This is a genomic window from Bartonella sp. LJL80 (assembly GCF_054871565.1).
On record NZ_JBTXLM010000001.1, the window covers coordinates 695216 to 713375 of the forward strand.

Sequence of the window (18160 nt, forward strand, 5' to 3'; positions counted from 1 at the left end):
GCAGTATTGCGGGGCTGCCTATTATGCGTGTCGGTGCCGTCTCATATGTAGAGTAAAACGTTTAAGAGTACCTGTTTTGATTATATGTCGGGCAAAATCTTGGTTGAAAGCGGGAAGCGCGATAGCGTTGCTTGCCGGTTTTTCGCTTGTTTTTGTCCCACCGCAAAAGGCAGGCGCATTCGAACTTTTCGGCGTGCATCTTTGGGGCAAGAAAAAACAGGATGATGCCGCGGCCGATGTGATCGGCGAACCTAAATATTACACAGTCGATGTCGTTGCCGCACCGGGCGCACCCGAGGATGGTGTCAAGACGGTCAAAGCGGCCTCATCGCTGGTTGGCGATCATGAAAAACCCGCTTCGGGCTCTGCCGGACTGCTTGCAAAGGCCCGTGGAGATTATCGAAAGATACTGGCAGCCCTTTACGCTGAAGGGCGCTATGGCGGTGTTATCAGCATCACCGTGAATGGTCAGGAGGCGGCAGATTTACGCCCCGACACCGAGCTTCCGGAAAAATCTTCTATTGTCATTACGATTGATACCGGCCCTGAATATCATTTTGGCACGGCCAGCGTGCACGAGCTCGCACCGCCCACCGATAACAAAAAAGACAAAGTTCCTTTGCCACAGGATTCCGGCTATGCCGCGGGCGACGTGGCCAAATCCGGCACCGTATTCAAAGCCGAACAGCTTGCGGTTGAAGGTTGGCGCCAGCAGGGCTACGCCAAGGCAACAGTGAAAGGGCGCGACGTTGTGGCCGATCATGCCACACGCATTGTTGATGCCAATATTCAGGTGGAGCCAGGGCAAAAAGCGCATTATGGCCCGCTGACGGTGCGCAATGTGACAAAAAAGCCGCGTATGGATTCGGCGTATGTTGCTTGGATGACCGGCATCAAAGAAGGCGAAGAATACGACCCCGATGATATCAGCAAAGCCAATAAGCGGCTTGCGCGTCTTGATGTTTTCCGTGCCGCGAATGTTCGCGAAGCTGATAAGATCAACCCCGACGGCAGTCTGCCGCTGAATCTGGTGGTTCAGGAGCGCCCGCCACGGCGTTTTGGCGTTGGTGGCAGCTATTCGACGCTTGATGGGGCCGGCCTGGAAGCCTACTGGATGCACCGCAATCTGTTCGGCCACGCAGAACGCTTACGGTTTGATGCCCGTATCAGTGGTATCGGTGGCAGTCAGGATGATTCATATAATCCGAAGAATTTCAGTTATCTTTTGGGCACCACCTTTACTCGGCCGGGTGTGATAACGCCTGACACCGATTTTGTTGCCGGTTTGAAGGCGCAACGTGAAGTGCTGGACAACTATACAACGACGGGTGTCAGCGGCCAGCTCGGCCTGACACACATATTCAATGATGAACTGTCGGGGCGGGCTTATTTCAACGTGGCACAGACCAAGTCCGAAGATGACTATTTCGGCAGCCGCGATTTTACGACAATCGGCCTTCTCGGTGGTTTGCTCTATGACAGCCGCGATGACAAGGCAAACGCCAAGCATGGGCTTTATGGCGAGGTTGTGCTGGAGCCTGTCTATGAAGCGCAATACGGCAATTTCATCGGCAAGATGACGGTTGAGGGCCGGTCTTATTTCGCCCTCGATTCAAAAGACCGCTACGTAATTGCAACCCGTGCAAAAGTAGGCACAATCACTGGCGCGGAGGCCAAAGAACTGCCTTCCGATATGCTGTTCTTTGCCGGCGGTGGCGGTTCGGTTCGCGGCTATGGCTACCGCAATATCGGTATCAAGACAGAAACCGGCGACACGATTGGCGGTCGCTCGCTGGTTGAGGGCTCAGCCGAATTGCGCACAATGGTAACGGATACGATTGGTGTTGTCGGCTTTATTGATGCCGGCGTTGTGGGAGAGGATTCCTATCCCGATTTTTCCGAGAATACAAAACTTGGCGCCGGTATCGGCGGCCGCTATATGACGGGGCTTGGCCCTTTGCGTTTCGATGTTGCCGTGCCGCTTGATCGCGCCAGCGGCGATCCGGATCTCGGTTTTTATATCGGTATAGGGCAGGCGTTCTAATGATGAGAATTTCGCACATTTCCGCTATTGTCTTTGGTCTTTTCATGTTGCTTTGCAGCAGCTTTGTCCATGCCCAGAACACGCCCGCAGCGCAGGAAACTCAGGCTGATGAAGATAAGTCATGGGTGCTGTCATTTATTGAACGAACGATTTCGGCCCCAAACCGGCAAATCAAGATATCCAATATTCAGGGTGCTTTGTCATCCAGCGCAACGATCGGCTCTATTACCGTTGGCGACCGTAATGGCGTATGGCTGAAAATCACCAATGCCAAGATGGATTGGAGCCGTCTGGCTTTGCTGCGCGGGCAGATTTCCATAGACCAGCTATCGGCAGAGCGGATTGACGTTTTACGCAAACCTTTGCCATCCACATCCGCTCCTTCGCCGGAATCGCGCAGCTTTGCCATTCCCGAACTACCCGTCGCGGTAAATGTCAAATCAATCGATGCCAAGACAGTCGCTTTCGGGCCAGAGCTTTTCGGGCTGCAATCGCAGGTCTCTCTCAAGGGCGCTTTGTCGCTTGCCGATGGTGATTTGGAAACAAAGCTCGTCATGCAGCGTCTCGATGCGGCCGGTAGCTTTGATATTTTTACCGATATTTCGAATAAAAAACGCAAGGCCAAAATTGATATCAAAATTTCCGAACCGGAAAACGGTATTATTGCCAATGTGCTGAAGATCGAAAATCGCCCGCCGGTCGCTTTGACAGTGAAAGGCGATGGCAGCCTTGATAACCTTGTTGTCACGCTTGCCATGCAGGCGGGTGTGCAGCCGGTTTTAAACGGCACGTTGAAGCTTTTGGGTACGGAGCAGGGGCAAACAATCTCAGCTGATCTCTCCGGCCCGATTTCGATGTTGATGCCTGGAGAATACCAACCGTTTTTTGGTTCTGACACCTCTTTGAAATTGAATGCCTTGTCTAAAAAAGATGGTGGCTTGCGTCTTGAGACGCTGGCAATCAATGGTGCTGCCATCCATGTCAGCGCCAGTGGTGAAACGCTGGCCGATGGTTTTCTTCGCCGGTTGCAAGTCAATGCCGAAATCGCATCGGCCAACGGCGGTACGCTCATTCTGCCCGTTGCTGGTGGCAAAACAAGCGCGAATAAAATCGCCTTGAATGTTGATTATGGCACGAACAATGCGCCGATGTGGAGCGGTCAATTCGTCGTCAATAATTTTGCCAACGAGAATTTCCACGCTCATGACATCACTTTTGATATGGGCGGTGACAGTGAAAATCTGGATGATGCCGCAACGCGCCATGTGGGCGTGCAAGTGACCGGCGGTATTAATGGTATTACAACCAGCAGCAGCAAGGTTTCGGCGGCGTTGGGCAGTACCATCAATCTGAAAATTGATACCGATATTATGGCTGGCCAGCCGGTAACTGTGCGCACAGTCAACCTGACCGCAAACGGTTTAACGGTCTGGCTGAAAGGCCAGATCGAGAAGTTGGTTTTCAAGGGTGATCTTGGCGTGAAGGCCGATACTTTGGCACCGCTGGCAATGTTGAGTGGTAAACCCCTTTCGGGCGCTGTTGACATTGAAGGAAAAGGAACGATCGGTTTACTCACCGGCGCTTTCGATCTCGACCTTGCAGGCACTACAAATGCGGTAAAGACCGGCATTGATGCGGCCGATCGTCTTCTTGCAGGCAATGTCAAACTGTCAGGTGGCATTGTGCGCGATCAGGCCGGATTTACCACACGCAATTTCCAGCTTGGCAATGACAAACTCAAATTGACAGCAAATGGGCAATTTTCGAGTGTCAGCGCCGATATGGATTTCGGTGTTGAGCTTGCCGATCTTGGTTTGCTTGACCCGCGTATGAAGGGCCCAATCACGCTCAAAGGTGCAGCCCGCGGCCATAATCGGCTGGTTGCTTTAAGCGTTGGCGCGAAAATTCATGATGCGACGCTTTCGGGAAGGAAGATGCAGAATACAGCACTCTATCTCAATGCTCTTCTCGACAATACCTCTCCTATCCGTTCTTACATCAGTGGTGCACTTGACGGGGATGGCATTTTTGCGGGTGAAACCCTTCAACTGGCAGGTTCGTTTGCTGACAATGATAACGGACGAGGTTTAAATGGCCTGAATATAAGGGTAGGCGGCGCCCAGATTTCCGGCGACTTAACGCAAAATCTCGCAGGTCTTGTGACGGGTAAACTGCATATTGATGCGCCCGATATTTCCACTTTGGCCGCTCTTGCTTTGACCGAAGGCCGCGGCAGCATGAAGGGAGATTTTGCCTTCACTGATCAGGACGGCAAGCAAAGCGCTGATCTTTCTGCGAATATTAGGAAGCTCGTTTTTGCCAATAATCATATTGAAAGCCTTGATATGAAAGCCGGTCTGAGCGACCCGACCGGTCAATTGCGTATCGATGGATATATCAATGCCCAGAACATCCAAACTCCGGCTGTGGCTATCAACACTTTGGCAGCACGTGCAAATGGCAGCAACGGTCAAACAGCATTCAGTGCAACCGCTGATATGCAAAACAATACGAAAGCCGAACTGGCTGGCGCGCTGATTTATGCAGATGCAGCCGGCGGCGAACGCATGACGATCAATCTTGATCGCTTTATGCTGTCGCAAGATATGGTTCACGCAAAGCTTGTGAAACCGGCTTCAATCGCCCTGTCCGATGCAGGCTATCAAATAAACAATTTTATGCTGGATGTGAATGGCGGTTCGCTTTCACTGGCGGGCAATGTCGGTAAAACTTTGGATCTGCGCGTGATTATGGACGCGTTGCCGGTATCGCTTGCCAATATCGTCCGCTCTCATCTAGGTGCATCAGGCACATTGACCGGGCAGGCAGATATTAAAGGCACGACGGAAAATCCAAATATCCAGTTTGCACTTAAAGGCCAAGAGCTTACACTCGCAGCGCTAAAGGAAAAGAATATTGCGCCTTTAACGTTGAATGCGCACGGAACAACGGACGGCAAGTCACTCGCCATCAAGGCCGATGTTTCAGGTGGTGGACTTGATGTGAACGCAACCGGCAAAGTGCCGCTTGGCCAGGGTAACCTTGATGTTGACGTTGTGTTGAAAAATCTTCCGGTCGCACTTGCCAATGGTTTTGTCAGTGGACAAAATCTTGGCGGTGCCATCACTGGCAATGCTCATATAGGCGGGGCCGTGAAGAATCCAACAGCACGTTTCAACCTTGCTGGTCAGGGTTTGACGGCGCAAATCATAGCAAATAATGGCTTGGCACCCATCAGCCTGACAGCGCAAGGTGCCTATGAAAATTCGGTTCTGAACCTCGAACGGTTGAACGCAAACGGCCCTCAGGGGCTGAACATATCCGCACAGGGCCGAATTCCGGTATTGGGTAATGGTATTGATCTGAGTGTTAAAGGTTCTGCACCGCTTGGCATTGCCAACCAGTTTCTTGCCGAACGCGGAGCGCAAGTCTCAGGTTCGGCCACAGTTGACGCAACGGTGAAAGGATCCTTTGCACAACCCCAGCTTGGCGGAAGTTTTGCCGTATCGAATGGCAGCTTTCTTGATTCGGAAACCAATTTGCGTCTGAATGGTATTACTGTTCAGGGTAGTTTGAATGGTGATCGCATTGTCTTGAACAGCGTCAATGCCACTTCATCAGCCGGTGGTTCGATTGCGGCAAGCGGTTCCATCTCGACGGACTTCGCCGCTGGTATGCCTGCTGATATTACTGTTCGGTTGAACCATACGCGCTATAGTGATGGCGCAATGGTGGTAGCAACTGTTGATGGCACGGTCACAGTGACGGGTGCATTGTTGCGCGATCCTGTCATTGGCGGCGATATCACAATCGAAAAAGCGGAAATAACCGTTCCAGACCGCTTTGGTGGCGCAGCACAGATCGACGTGAAGCATAAACACCTTACCAAGGCAATCGAAACAACGCTGGAACGTGCCAAGATCATAACACGCAGTAGCGGTGTACCAGTGCCGGCAAACCGACCATCGGTTCCGCAATTGAAAATGCGTATTCGTGCACCCAATCAGATTTTTGTGCGCGGTATGGGCCTTGATGTCGAGTTGGGTGGTGGTATAGGGCTTGTTGGGCCTATCAATGACATCCACCCTGTTGGTGGTTTCCAAATGTTGCGCGGTCGGTTTGACATTCTTTCACAGCGTCTGGAGTTCAGCGAAGGGCGGGTGACACTTGTGGGGAACCTCAATCCGGAAGTTAATTTCGTGGCAACCAGCGATGGCAGCGATATCACCGTAACGGTGACGGTCAGCGGCACCATTGATGCGCTTGATATCAAGTTTACATCCACACCGGAATTGCCACAGGATGAAGTGTTGGCACGTTTGATCTTCAATCGCTCTATCAGTGAGTTGTCTCCGTTCCAGATTGCGCAACTTGCTTCGGCAGCTGCGGAACTTGCAGGCGTAACCAATACGTCATTGCTGGGCGCATTACGTTCTAGCACAGGTCTCGATGATCTTGATGTGGTTACGGATGCGCAGGGAAATACCGGAGTTCGTGCAGGACGTTACATACGCGATAATATCTACTTAGGAGTTGAAGCGGGTTCGGGCGGCAACACGAAAGGTACCGTCAATCTCGACATTTCCAAGAACCTGAAGGCTAAGGGCGCTTTGGGTGCCGAGGGAGATTCCAGTGTAGGTGTATTCTATGAAAAAGACTATTAGGTTCAGTTAGGTCTATGTCATATTTGCGTGGTAGAATTCTGTTAAACCATGTGGGATTAAAAAAACACAAAGTTCTGTGCTGATGATTCTAATGGTTTAGCGGTCTTCAAAACGATCATTGTTTAATCATGGTCACGAACGTTGAGAGTTGAAGCTTTCTTCAAGAGCGCTAAGGTTGATAGAACGAGATAGACGACACGTTTTGTATGCATAGGATATGCGCTACAGTTATTGAGATGCCGACACAGACAAATCAGGAATGACAATGCCACGCCTCTTTACCGCATTGGAAATATCTCATGATGCTTCATTATCGCTTTCACTGCTGCGTGGCGGTTTACCCGGTGCTCGCTGGATTGATACAGAAAACTATCATATTACACTGCGATTTTTTGGTGACATTGAAAATCATCTTGCAGATGAAATTGTTCAGGCGCTAGATCGAATCGAGCGGGAGCCGTTCCAGCTTCGCTTAACGGGCATTGATGTTTTCGGCTCCAAGAAACCGCATTCGCTTTTCGCCCGTGTGGCACCGAGTGAAGAGCTTTCGCTATTACAGGCGGAGATTGACCGGATTGCCAAAAGGCTTGGTCTTCCTATAGATAAAGCCAAATTCACTCCGCATGTGACGATCGCGCGCCTGCGGCAGGTCAAGCTGGACGACTTGTTAATTTACCTATCATCTCGCGGCAATTTTTCAACACAGCCATTCACAGTCAACCGATTTGTCATGATGTCATCACGAGAGTCTGTGGGCGGTGGCCCATATATCGTTGAAGAAAGCTGGGCGTTGCGCGGAAGGCAACTTCACCTTTTATAAGGCCGGTGCTGCTTATTTTCGCTATTATTTGAGATTTGAAATTAATCAAAGCGGCATCTACCGATATCAGTAGTTTTTCAATGTATTGATCTGACGATGAAATTATAAAAAGCTAACACAGCAATGCTGAACAGCTTTTATTATGAAAAAACTCAGACTGAATGTTTTCGTAATTCAAGTTTTATTGCACTTCGAATAAGTTCTATAGCGATATGATGACGCCAAAATGATAGGATGTTTTTATCTGGTTTTATGCCTGTACGTTTAATTGGTTTTTTGGCTCCGAAAAACCAATATTACTTAACGTGAACTTGGTGCAAAATTCCACGATGTTGATTTGCTTTCCGGGTGTAAAAATATCATCAAGGTAATCTAGCCAACAAGCGATCCAATTTTACCACTACTTCCGCGGTTTAATTTGGCCATCTCGGTTGATCAAAGCGAAAAGCACCCAATCGGACACTCTCTTATCCCAAAAGTTGCACTGAAGATATCGGGTTAAGAAGGCGATAATGACCGTTGGTTTGACAATTCAGTTGATAAATGACGTTTATGAGCTTTACTGTGGCGCAAACATAGTAAGGCTCTATCACGATTTTGCGTTCTCAGCGCTATCTAATTATTTGGTAACTTCTAAAACTGGATTGATGCAGGCATGACAACGAAAAACACAGCGGTTGCAAATTTGGAAAAACAACAAGATCGTTCCGTGGCTGTTATCATCCCTTATTATAATGGCTCGAAATATATTGAGCGTAGCGCCAAAAGCGTCTTGGAACAAACAATCAAGCCCGACGAATTTGTGGTTGTTGACGATGGTTCAACGCCAGAAGAAGCCGCTTTTTTGGATAAAATTGGCGCACAGATGGGCTTCACCGTTCTGCACAAAGAAAATGGCGGTCAAGGTTCTGCCAGAAATTTTGGTGTGGCGCATACCAAATCTCGTTTCATTTCATTCCTTGATCAAGACGATTTTTATCTCTTGCAACATATTGAAATCCTTTTGGATGAAGTCGTTTGGGACGATCCGCGTTTTGGATGGGTATACGGCGATTTATATGAAGCAGATGAAGAAGGAAACATCATTTTAACTGATATTGTAACGCGTTATACAAAAGACAGTCATCCTAAAAAAAATATTTATAGCATGTTGCGCAATGACATGTTCGTTTTACCTTCGGCATCACTTATTTGCAGGACCGCTTATGAAGACGTAGGTGGATTCGATCCGCAATTCACTGGCTACGAGGATGATGATCTATTTCTACGACTGTTCCGTAGTGGCTGGAGTAATTATTTTACTCCTAAATCTGTAACGGTGTGGTGCGTAAACAGCAATAGTACTTCATACAGCATCAAAATGAGCCGAAGCAGACTTCGCTATATTAAGAAAATATGTGAAAACTTTCCGGAAGAGGATCGTTTAGGCCGGTCTTATATCCGAGACTGTTTGGTACCACGTTTTATGGATACGATTATCAAAGAAGCGCGTTTTGCAGTTGCCAAGCCTAAAACTCCACAGCAATTTAAGATAAATGAGACTAGAGATGAATTTGTTTCAATTTTAGACGATTTTAACATGTTGATCAGAAAATACACGCGCTTAAAAAGCGCTTTGAGGTGGAAAATAAAACGCCGTACATTTAAAATAAAATTGAAATACAAATGGAACTCTCTCTTCAGAGATTGATTGCCCCAGATGCAATATAAACATCTGAGGCTCAAATAGTTAACTGGTTATTTTTTTCTCTCACACAACATGACATCATCTACAAGACGAAACAGGTTTTGCTCGAATATTTGAGATGAAAAATGTTTCTCAAAAACCAAACGTCCCTCGTTCCCAACAACCCGCCATTCATCGACCCGCTTTAAAGCTTCTTCTAACGCATTCGCCATAATTTCTGGTTTCAATTCATAGATGATGAAGCCGGATTTATTATTTTCGATATATCTGCTAGTGCCTGTCTCGACAGTGCACATGACCGGCACGCCAGCTCCTAGTGCATCAATCGAAACTATAGGCAATGTATCACTTCTAGAAGGTACTATAATTAAATCAGATAGTTCAGTCTCCAGCATACACTCATCATGCGTTAACTCTCCGTTTACATTTACATTTTGATATCTACTTGCGGCGATAGAAAGATTGTTCTTAAAGTCTTTATCATGATTTCTACCGAAAAATTGAAGTGTGAATTGATTAAGAGAGTCGGCGGATATATGATCCATTGCCTTTAAGAGGATATCCTGCCCCTTACGGTATTCAAAGGATCCGAAAACAGAAATTTTAAGCTTGCTTTCCTTGTTTTCTTTCCTACAGAGTTGGGGGAAACCCGTTTCCAACAAAGGTGTATTGAAGGTTCTATATTTTTGTATGTGTTTTAAGGCATATTCGCTAACAGCTACAATATTTTTTGCATCTCTTAATATTAGTGCACAATCTGCAAATGATTCAGCAAGTTCAGAAATAAGCTCAACTTCATGGATATACCACAGTACAGGCACCGTCTGATCTAACTGTTTTACAATAGGCCAGGATACGACGGTATTGGCGATCACTATATCAAAATTACGGGCAAACGATAATACACTTTCATGCATTGTAAAGAGAAGGCTGTCGACTATAACATTAAAGCCTAAAGACTGCAGCTCATGCCGCAGTGGCCCATCTTCACACGATGCGATAACAACAAAATAGCCTTCCTTGGACAGAGCTTTAGCCATTTCAACCACGACACGTGGCGCTCCGCTATTTGTTAAGTCGTGGCTGACTAAAAGAACATCACCCTTTGCTTTCCCAGTGTATTCATTACCCGGATATATAATGAAATCTTCCGGTGAATCATGATACAATAGCGCTTTCATAAGCGGCGTGAAGTAAGGATCATCGGCAATTTCAGCGGGCCATCTTTTTAAAAGATAGATGTCTGATTTATCAATCTTAGCTATCTTATCTTTTTCAATTTCTGCGATTGATTGATGGCCTAGATGCATCAGCTTTACATCAGGTTGATATATGCAAGTTTGCTGAAGCGCGCGAATTTTAAAACACAAATCTATATCGGAATGCGCGATTGGGGTATTAATTGCATCAAATCCTCCAATTTTTGTGAAAGTCTCACGTGATACAAGCAAACACGCTCCACAGAGTAACGAAACTTCACGCAACTGGCTCGGCATATTAAAATAAGTATCTTGTGTATCATTTAGTCCATGAAAGGCGGTACCAACCAATCTTCGGACACCTGTTACCATGCCAGCGTGCTGTATAGTTTGGTCCTCATATAACATTTTTGGTGCAACAGCACCTACGCCTTCTATAAGACCTATATTTACCAATTGCTCTAGCCAATCTTGATCGATAATTCTTACATCATCATTAAAAAAAACTAAAAACTGGCCTGAGGCAATTTCGGCGCCTTTGTTACATTTATCAGAAAAATTGAACGGCTTATCGTAAGCGACGAACTTTACCTCTAGTCTTTCTTTTTTGAGTAACTTTATAATATTAGAATTTGTAACTATCACCACCTCATAGTTGGGATATGTGCTTCGATTTTCGATGGATTCAATGGATAGTTTTATATTTTCGACATTGTCCGATGGTACAATAATAGTTACTTTTGGCCAAACATCTTTTTGCTTCCAAACTATACGATTCGCATGGGATAAAGGTGTAGCCACACCTTGCCACTCCCTGCGGTCAGCCGCTGCCTGTAAGGCCGCTATATTTGTTGTTCTTGCAAAATCTTTTCCGCCGCCTGCCGCAGAAGAAGCAATAGCGCGCCACCCATATAAAGGTTGAGCAATATGATAAATTTTATCTGTTGTTTCGGTCACTCGTAATGCAAGGTCATAATCTTGAGAGAAATCAAATGCACTTTGGAAGCCTCCAATTTTTTGGATAATGGAACGGCGGTACACAGATAGATGACCTAAATACATGCAGTTCGTAAGATAAACTGGACTCCAGTCTGGTTTAGCTAAAATTTGTATAGGATATCCATCTTCATTCAATATGCATTCATCTGAGTAAACTAGATCGGCGTCAGGATGTTGCAAAATACATGCAGCAACACACTCAAGTGCATTCCATGCCAATTCGTCATCATGATCGACCAGGGCAATATAGTCCCCGGTTGATATCTTTAAGCCAGCATTATGGGCGCCAGAAATACCAAGATTTTCTCCATTTTGAACGAGCTTGATTCTTTTATCTAGGACAGAAAACCGTGAAAGAATTTCATGCACATGAGGCTCAATAGAACAATCGTTAACAATTACGACCTCAAAGTTTTTATAACTTTGCAAGAGTACAGTTTTCAGAAGGCGCTCCAACAAATGAGGTGGAGTATTGAATATTGTTATGAGAATAGTAAACTTCAGAGAGCCGTCCTCAACGAACTCATACTTAGAGCTGTAGTCGGAATGAAGTAGGAACTCTTGAACCGCTCTCATATAGTTTTGTGGGATCGGTAATTTTATGGCAGGATTACCTTTAGTCTGCGGATGTTTTTGTCCAATGCCAATACTATTTAATCGCTTCGTTAGGCTTCTCTTCCATTTTTTTTTGAACCGCTTTAATTTGCTAATGTTTCTTTGCTTATCAGTATTTTCTGGTTGTGACGTAGGTTCGCCTACATTGACTTCAGATGCTGTATTTTGAAGTTTTCTGAGATTGGTGTATTTATAAAGATATGAATTTTCGTCTCTTAACACAGAAATCAGTGACGGGTTGATATTCGTTTTTTCTCTAAATTCTTCATCTACAGAAGGTAACAGTGAGTGAGAAACAACCAGACGATGTTTGCTATCATTTGCTAGATATCGAAGTTGTTTTAAATTATCATACACAGGTCTATTATTGCCAGTTAGGAATCGTCTATATAGATGATCCTCAAATTTATCAGCTAATTCAACTACAACGACAGAATCGTAAAAAGAAATAGAGTCAATACGCTTGTGATATTCATGAAAGCGATCCGAATTAGGTAATGTACTTATTTCATTCTCAGGAATATGATGATAATTTAATACGTCTGTTAAGTTTTTGAAAAACTCAAGCGCTGATCCTTTTTTACGGAAGCCTCCTTCAAAATTTTGATCATAGCTACAATGTAAGTCTTCGACAACATATATTCCACCTGGATTCAATAACTTTAGGCAGCTAAAGAAAGTAGCTAGAATATCAGGTGACCTATGAGAACCGTCATCTATGATTATGTCGAATTTCCTATCAGCTAAAACAGAATGTAACTTATTACTGTCAGCAGCATTACAACAGAATACTTCTATATTATTGCCGAGGTTGAGATTAGCACATTTAGGATCAATGTCCAAACCTGTAAAAGTAGAATTATCGGGAAAGAATTTCTTCCAGATTTGAAGTGAACCGCCATTTTGCACGCCGATTTCAAGAACGCTTACCGGTAAATTATTTTTTACGAAAAATTCGAAATGTTTATTATATATTTTGATATAATTTTCCCATTTATCTGATAGGTTTTCGCTATGATTCCAAAAAATTTTTTCTAAATTGCGCATTTCTGTTCCTGTGTAACTTTCTCGAACATCTACTCAGCTTGCGTCAGAGATAGTGTTTCCAGTTAAGTATATCTAGATGATAAATCGATCGAATTTTTTGATTATCGATTATTGAATTTTGCGGTCTACTGGCTATGGTTTTATAACGCGAAGCGGGTATTGATGTAACTTTTATTGTTTTTTCATTATTCTTCAGTTTTTGCAAAAATATTTCACGCGCAAAATCGGCCCAATTGGTTTTCCCGTCAGGAACCAGATGAAATATCCCGCGCCATGTTTCCGGCGGATTGGGTCCTAGTATCTGCCTGGATATCTCGACAATGTTTTCAGCGATGAAGTCAGCGCTTGTCGGCGTGCCCCATTGGTCACAAACAACACTGATCTCGTCGCGTGTTTCAGCAAGCTTCAGCATGGTTTTGACAAAATTACTGCCATAGCTACTGTAAACCCATGCGGTTCTTAGAATAACGTGATCGGGATTGGCCGCCTGTACGGCCCATTCCCCTTCCAACTTTGAAAGGCCATAAACATTCAGTGGGCCGGTTGCGTCATCTTCCTCATAAGCACCGTCTTTTTCGCCATTAAATACATAGTCGGTGGAGATATGGATGATAGGAAGGCAATTTTCAGCGGCAACCTCGGCAACATTTTTTGCGCCGTCGCGGTTGATAGCAAAAGCAGCGGCTACGTCATCTTCAGCCTTATCAACGGCAGTGTAAGCAGCGGCATTGACAATTATATCAGGCTTATGGGCTTTGACGGCGCGTTCAACCGAAGACTTGTCGGTGATATCAAGCTCCGGCCTTCCGAGTGCGATTATGTCCAAACCGTCTTTCGCGCAAGCAAGCAATGCTTGAGCGACCTGTCCGTTTTTACCTGTTACCAAAATTTTCATCGATGCTTTAACCTTTTAAGAGATTTTCGCCCGTTCGCGTAAAGGCTGCCACCACCACTGGTTTTCAAGAAACCACTGGACGGTTTTCTCAAGGCCGGTGGTGAAAGTTTCCTGTGGCGCCCATTTCAACTCGGTTTCGATCTTGGTCGGATCAATAGCATAACGGCGATCATGGCCGGCACGATCTGTCACGAAGCTGATAAGTTCGCGATAGGATTGGCCATTTGCCCGCGGTTTTAAGCGATCAAGCGTATCGCAAATCGTTTCGACCACTTGCAGATTGGTGCGTTCGTTTTTACCACCCACATTATAGCTTTCGCCGACTTTTCCCTTCAGCACTATCGTTTCAAGGGCACTGGCATGATCTTCAACATACAGCCAATCACGCACATTTTCGCCTTTGCCGTAGATCGGCAAAGGTTTCTCATCCAGAGCCGAGAGGATGACCAAGGGTATAAGCTTTTCAGGGAAGTGATAGGGCCCGTAATTGTTGGAACAATTAGACAGCACCACCGGAAGCCCATAGGTATGGTTCCAAGCGCGCACCAGATGGTCCGATGCTGCTTTTGAGGCCGAATAGGGCGAAGACGGATGATAAGGCGTTTCTTCCGTGAAAATACCACTATCGAATGGCAGATCACCAAAGACTTCATCCGTTGAAATGTGATGGAAACGGAAAGCTTGCCTTCTATCTGCGGGAAGCTTCTCCCAATAAGCACGGACCGTTTCGAGAAGACGGAAAGTGCCGACAATATTGGTGTCGATAAAAGCGGCTGGGCCGGAAATAGAACGATCAACATGGCTTTCAGCAGCCAGATGCATAACGGCGTCAATCTGGCTTTCGTCGAGAATGCTGCCAATGGCATCACTATCGGCAATATCCAGTTGATGAAAATGATAATTGGGAGCGTTGGCAATGGTTTTCAATGATTCCAGATTGCCTGCATAGGTCAGCTTGTCAATATTGAATACATCATGGCCTTGTGCCACCAAATGACGACAAAGCGCCGAACCGATAAAGCCAGCACCGCCGGTTACAAGAATTTTCACTTCTTCATCTCCGAATACTCAAAAAGGTCTGCGTCAGCGACAAATGATGCTTTTTTATCTTTTTCTGAAAGCTGTAGTTGGGTTAAATCAAATGGCCATTCGATGCCGATTTCCGGATCGTCAAAGCGAATAGATCTGTCACATGTGGGTGCATAGAAATCCGTGACTTTATAGAGGAACTCGCAATGGTCTTCCAACGTTAGAAAACCATGGGCGAAGCCTGCAGGAATATAGAATTGCGTCCAGTTTTCTGCTGAAAGTTCAACGCCGGTCCACTGCAAAAAAGTCGGCGAACCGCGGCGTATATCAACCGCGACATCGAATACCCGACCACGCGTGACGCGCACAAGCTTGGCTTGTGCATGTGGTAGCAATTGATAATGAAGGCCACGCAAGACGCCGGCTTTTGCTGAATAGGAATGGTTATCCTGCACAAAAGTGTCGTCGATGCCATGTTCGGCAAATAATTTTGCATTGTAGGTTTCTGAAAAAAAACCGCGATCATCACCGAATTTTTGTGGGTGGATAATGACCACGCCTTCTAGGGAAGTTTTTTCAATCTCAATCATTTTCCAGCTCTGTAATCCGGCGTTTTAAATAAGCGGCATATTCTGTTTTTCCTAAACAGTCCGCGCGTTTGAGAACCTGTTCGGCAGTGAGGTAACCAGCTTCAAAAGCAATTTCCTCGGGGCACATAACTTTAATGCCCTGACGCTTTTCGATAGCCCGCACATAAGAGGAAGCATCGTGCAGACTATCATGCGTGCCAGTATCGAGCCATGCGTAACCCCGACCAAGCCGGATGACTTGCAAACGGTTGAGCTCTAAATAGATACGGTTAATATCGGTGATTTCCAATTCGCCGCGTGGCGACGGTTTTAAATCGCGGGCAAAGCCTACAACGTCATTATCATAGAAATAAAGACCGGTGACAGCCCAGTTGGATTCTGGATGCGATGGTTTTTCAACCAATGACTTTGCTGCGCCCGTTTCCTTATCAAAACCGACAACGCCATAGCGTTCCGGGTCATCAACACGATAGGCAAAAACAGTTGCCCCACTTTTACAGGCCTGCGCCAGTTCTAGATAAAGCGATAAACCATGACCAAAAAAGATATTGTCGCCGAGGATAAGCGCCACAGGGTCGCTGCCGATAAAATCTTTGCCAATAATGAATGCTTCTGCCAAACCATTGGGATGTTCCTGCTCGGCGTAAGATAAGGAAATGCCATAGTCACTGCCATCACCAAGAAGCTGTTGAAACAAAGGCAGATCGCGCGGTGTCGAAATAATCAGAATTTCTCGAATGCCTGACAGCATTAAGACGCCAAGCGGATAATAGATCATCGGCTTGTCATAAATCGGCATCAGCTGTTTGGACACACCAAGCGTTGCTGGATAGAGGCGGGTTCCACTGCCGCCTGCAAGAATGATTCCCTTCATTTTCCACCTTTATTGGAGCGGCTTACAGCCATAAATTGCGTTTGTACCGGCTATTTACAGAAACCTTACGTGTCCCAATACACCTTCAAACAGTTTCTGACCCTATTAGGGTGGTTACCGCTTTTTCTCTGTAAAGTCCAGTAAATGCATAGATATTTTGCCCCAGTCCACCGCGTGTTTTACTTCAAGATATAAAGCCATCTTTATATCTTGATTGCGTTAGATGGTGACTTCTGGTAAGTCGGTTGCAACTGAAAGAATGAAGGAGCGCACAATGGCTGCCAACGATTACGTCATCAAAGATATCAGTCTTGCCGATTATGGCCGCAAAGAACTGGATATTGCTGAAACTGAAATGCCGGGTCTGATGGCCTGCCGCGAGGAATTCGGTTCGTCGCAACCTTTGCGTGGTGCCCGTATTTCCGGCTCGCTGCACATGACCATTCAGACAGCGGTTTTGATTGAAACCTTGAAGGCTATTGGTGCTGACGTGCGTTGGGCGTCTTGCAATATATTTTCGACCCAGGACCATGCTGCCGCAGCGATTGCTGCTACGGGTACACCGGTATTCGCCGTCAAAGGGGAAACATTGGAAGAATATTGGACCTATACCGATGCAATCTTCCAATGGCCGGATGGCGAACCATCCAATATGATTTTGGATGATGGTGGCGATGCGACCGCATACATTCTTTTGGGTGCCCGTGCCGAGGCTGGCGAAGACGTTCTTTCCAGGCCGGAATCGGAAGAAGAAGAAGTATTGTTTGCACAGATCAAGAAGCGTATGGCAGCAACACCCGGCTTCTTTACCCGTCAGCGGGCGGCAATCAAGGGTGTCACAGAAGAAACAACAACCGGCGTCAACCGGCTTTACCAGTTGCAGAAAAAAGGCCTACTGCCTTTCCCGGCAATCAATGTGAATGACAGTGTTACCAAGTCGAAATTCGACAATAAGTATGGCTGTAAGGAATCCTTGGTGGATGGTATCCGTCGCGGTACCGATGTCATGATGGCGGGCAAGACTGCCGTTGTTTGTGGTTATGGCGATGTTGGCAAAGGTTCTGCCGCCTCGCTTTCGGGTGCCGGCGCCCGCGTCAAGGTTACGGAAGTCGATCCAATTTGTGCCTTGCAGGCGGCTATGGATGGCTATGAAGTGGTTACGTTGGAAGATGCGGCCCCGACGGCCGATATCATTATCACGACAACCGGCAATAAAGACATTGTACGCATTGAACATATGCGCATGGTCAAGGATATGTGCATTGTCGGCAATATTGGCCACTTCGATAATGAAATTCAGGTTGCAGCGTTGAAAAACCTGAAATGGACCAATATCAAGCCGCAGGTTGATATGATCACATTCGCGGATGGCAAACGCATGATCTTGTTGTCAGAAGGCCGTTTGCTCAATCTAGGCAATGCGACGGGGCATCCTTCCTTTGTTATGTCGGCATCTTTTACCAATCAGACACTTGGCCAGATCGAGTTGTTCACCCGTGGCGAGCAATATAAAAACGAAGTCTACGTGCTTCCCAAGCATCTCGATGAAAAAGTGGCACGTCTGCATCTTGATCGTCTGGGCGTAAAACTCACAAAGTTGAGTGAAGAGCAGGCAGCTTATATCGGTGTTACACCTGAAGGCCCTTATAAGCCCGAACATTACCGTTATTAAGCGTCGCAAATCAACAAGATAGGAA

At 46.2% G+C, this 18160-nt stretch carries 10 protein-coding genes; 5 read left to right on the forward strand and 5 right to left on the reverse strand.

Going from position 1 to position 18160, the window contains the following annotated elements; all coding sequences use genetic code 11:
• The first annotated feature begins 79 nt into the window (after positions 1-79).
• The 4 genes from ACYSNS_RS03150 (at position 80) to ACYSNS_RS03165 (ending at position 9218) form a co-directional block, all read left to right on the forward strand.
• Positions 80-2044: an autotransporter assembly complex protein TamA gene (locus ACYSNS_RS03150; RefSeq protein ID WP_461721897.1), complete on the forward strand. Its 1965-nt coding sequence runs from the start codon at positions 80-82 to the stop codon at positions 2042-2044.
• A complete protein-coding gene (locus ACYSNS_RS03155) occupies positions 2044-6708 on the forward strand; it encodes a translocation/assembly module TamB domain-containing protein (RefSeq protein ID WP_461721661.1) in 4665 nt (1554 codons plus the stop codon). The genes ACYSNS_RS03150 and ACYSNS_RS03155 overlap by 1 nt, the downstream gene beginning before the upstream one ends.
• 265 nt (positions 6709-6973) lie before the next feature.
• Entirely contained in the window at positions 6974-7528 is a 555-nt protein-coding gene (gene thpR, locus ACYSNS_RS03160) for an RNA 2',3'-cyclic phosphodiesterase (protein ID WP_461721662.1), read from the forward strand.
• A gap of 655 nt (positions 7529-8183) precedes the next feature.
• Positions 8184-9218, forward strand: coding sequence for a glycosyltransferase family 2 protein (locus ACYSNS_RS03165; protein ID WP_461721663.1), 1035 nt, complete (start codon positions 8184-8186; stop codon positions 9216-9218).
• Between the two features lie 47 nt (positions 9219-9265).
• On the opposite strand, the gene ACYSNS_RS03170 is transcribed toward ACYSNS_RS03165, so the two are convergent.
• Genes ACYSNS_RS03170 through rfbA form a run of 5 tightly spaced genes read right to left on the reverse strand, consistent with a single transcriptional unit; the run spans position 9266 to position 16463 of the window.
• Positions 9266-13075 carry a glycosyltransferase gene (locus ACYSNS_RS03170; RefSeq protein ID WP_461721664.1) on the reverse strand — a complete coding sequence of 1270 codons (3810 nt, stop codon included), beginning with the start codon at positions 13073-13075 and terminating at the stop codon, positions 9266-9268.
• A 43-nt stretch (positions 13076-13118) separates the two neighbouring features.
• The gene (gene rfbD, locus ACYSNS_RS03175) at positions 13119-13970 is read right to left on the reverse strand and encodes a dTDP-4-dehydrorhamnose reductase (protein WP_461721665.1); all 852 of its coding nucleotides are present in this window, start codon (positions 13968-13970) and stop codon (positions 13119-13121) included.
• 15 nt (positions 13971-13985) lie between these two features.
• Positions 13986-15020 carry a dTDP-glucose 4,6-dehydratase gene (gene rfbB, locus ACYSNS_RS03180; RefSeq protein ID WP_461721666.1) on the reverse strand — a complete coding sequence of 345 codons (1035 nt, stop codon included), beginning with the start codon at positions 15018-15020 and terminating at the stop codon, positions 13986-13988.
• Entirely contained in the window at positions 15017-15589 is a 573-nt protein-coding gene (gene rfbC / locus ACYSNS_RS03185) for a dTDP-4-dehydrorhamnose 3,5-epimerase (RefSeq protein ID WP_461721667.1), read from the reverse strand. Before rfbC ends, rfbB begins: the two co-directional genes overlap by 4 nt.
• Complete coding sequence (gene rfbA, locus ACYSNS_RS03190) at positions 15582-16463, reverse strand: glucose-1-phosphate thymidylyltransferase RfbA (RefSeq protein WP_461721668.1); 882 nt, start codon at positions 16461-16463, stop codon at positions 15582-15584. The genes rfbC and rfbA overlap by 8 nt, the downstream gene beginning before the upstream one ends.
• A 274-nt stretch (positions 16464-16737) precedes the next feature.
• On the opposite strand from rfbA, the gene ahcY reads away from it, so the two are divergent.
• Positions 16738-18135, forward strand: coding sequence for an adenosylhomocysteinase (gene ahcY / locus ACYSNS_RS03195; RefSeq protein ID WP_461721669.1), 1398 nt, complete (start codon positions 16738-16740; stop codon positions 18133-18135).
• Positions 18136-18160: the final 25 nt, after the last annotated feature.

Excerpts from the sequence above, each read along its gene's own strand:
- ACYSNS_RS03155 (WP_461721661.1), top strand. The coding sequence starts at position 2,044 with ATGATGAGAATTTCGCACATTTCCGCTATTGTCTTTGGTCTTTTCATG.
- thpR (WP_461721662.1), top strand. The coding sequence starts at position 6,974 with ATGCCACGCCTCTTTACCGCATTGGAAATATCTCATGATGCTTCATTA.
- ACYSNS_RS03165 (WP_461721663.1), top strand. The coding sequence starts at position 8,184 with ATGACAACGAAAAACACAGCGGTTGCAAATTTGGAAAAACAACAAGAT.
- ACYSNS_RS03170 (WP_461721664.1), bottom strand. The coding sequence starts at position 13,075 with ATGCGCAATTTAGAAAAAATTTTTTGGAATCATAGCGAAAACCTATCA.
- rfbD (WP_461721665.1), bottom strand. The coding sequence starts at position 13,970 with ATGAAAATTTTGGTAACAGGTAAAAACGGACAGGTCGCTCAAGCATTG.
- rfbC (WP_461721667.1), bottom strand. The coding sequence starts at position 15,589 with ATGATTGAGATTGAAAAAACTTCCCTAGAAGGCGTGGTCATTATCCAC.
- rfbA (WP_461721668.1), bottom strand. The coding sequence starts at position 16,463 with ATGAAGGGAATCATTCTTGCAGGCGGCAGTGGAACCCGCCTCTATCCA.
- ahcY (WP_461721669.1), top strand. The coding sequence starts at position 16,738 with ATGGCTGCCAACGATTACGTCATCAAAGATATCAGTCTTGCCGATTAT.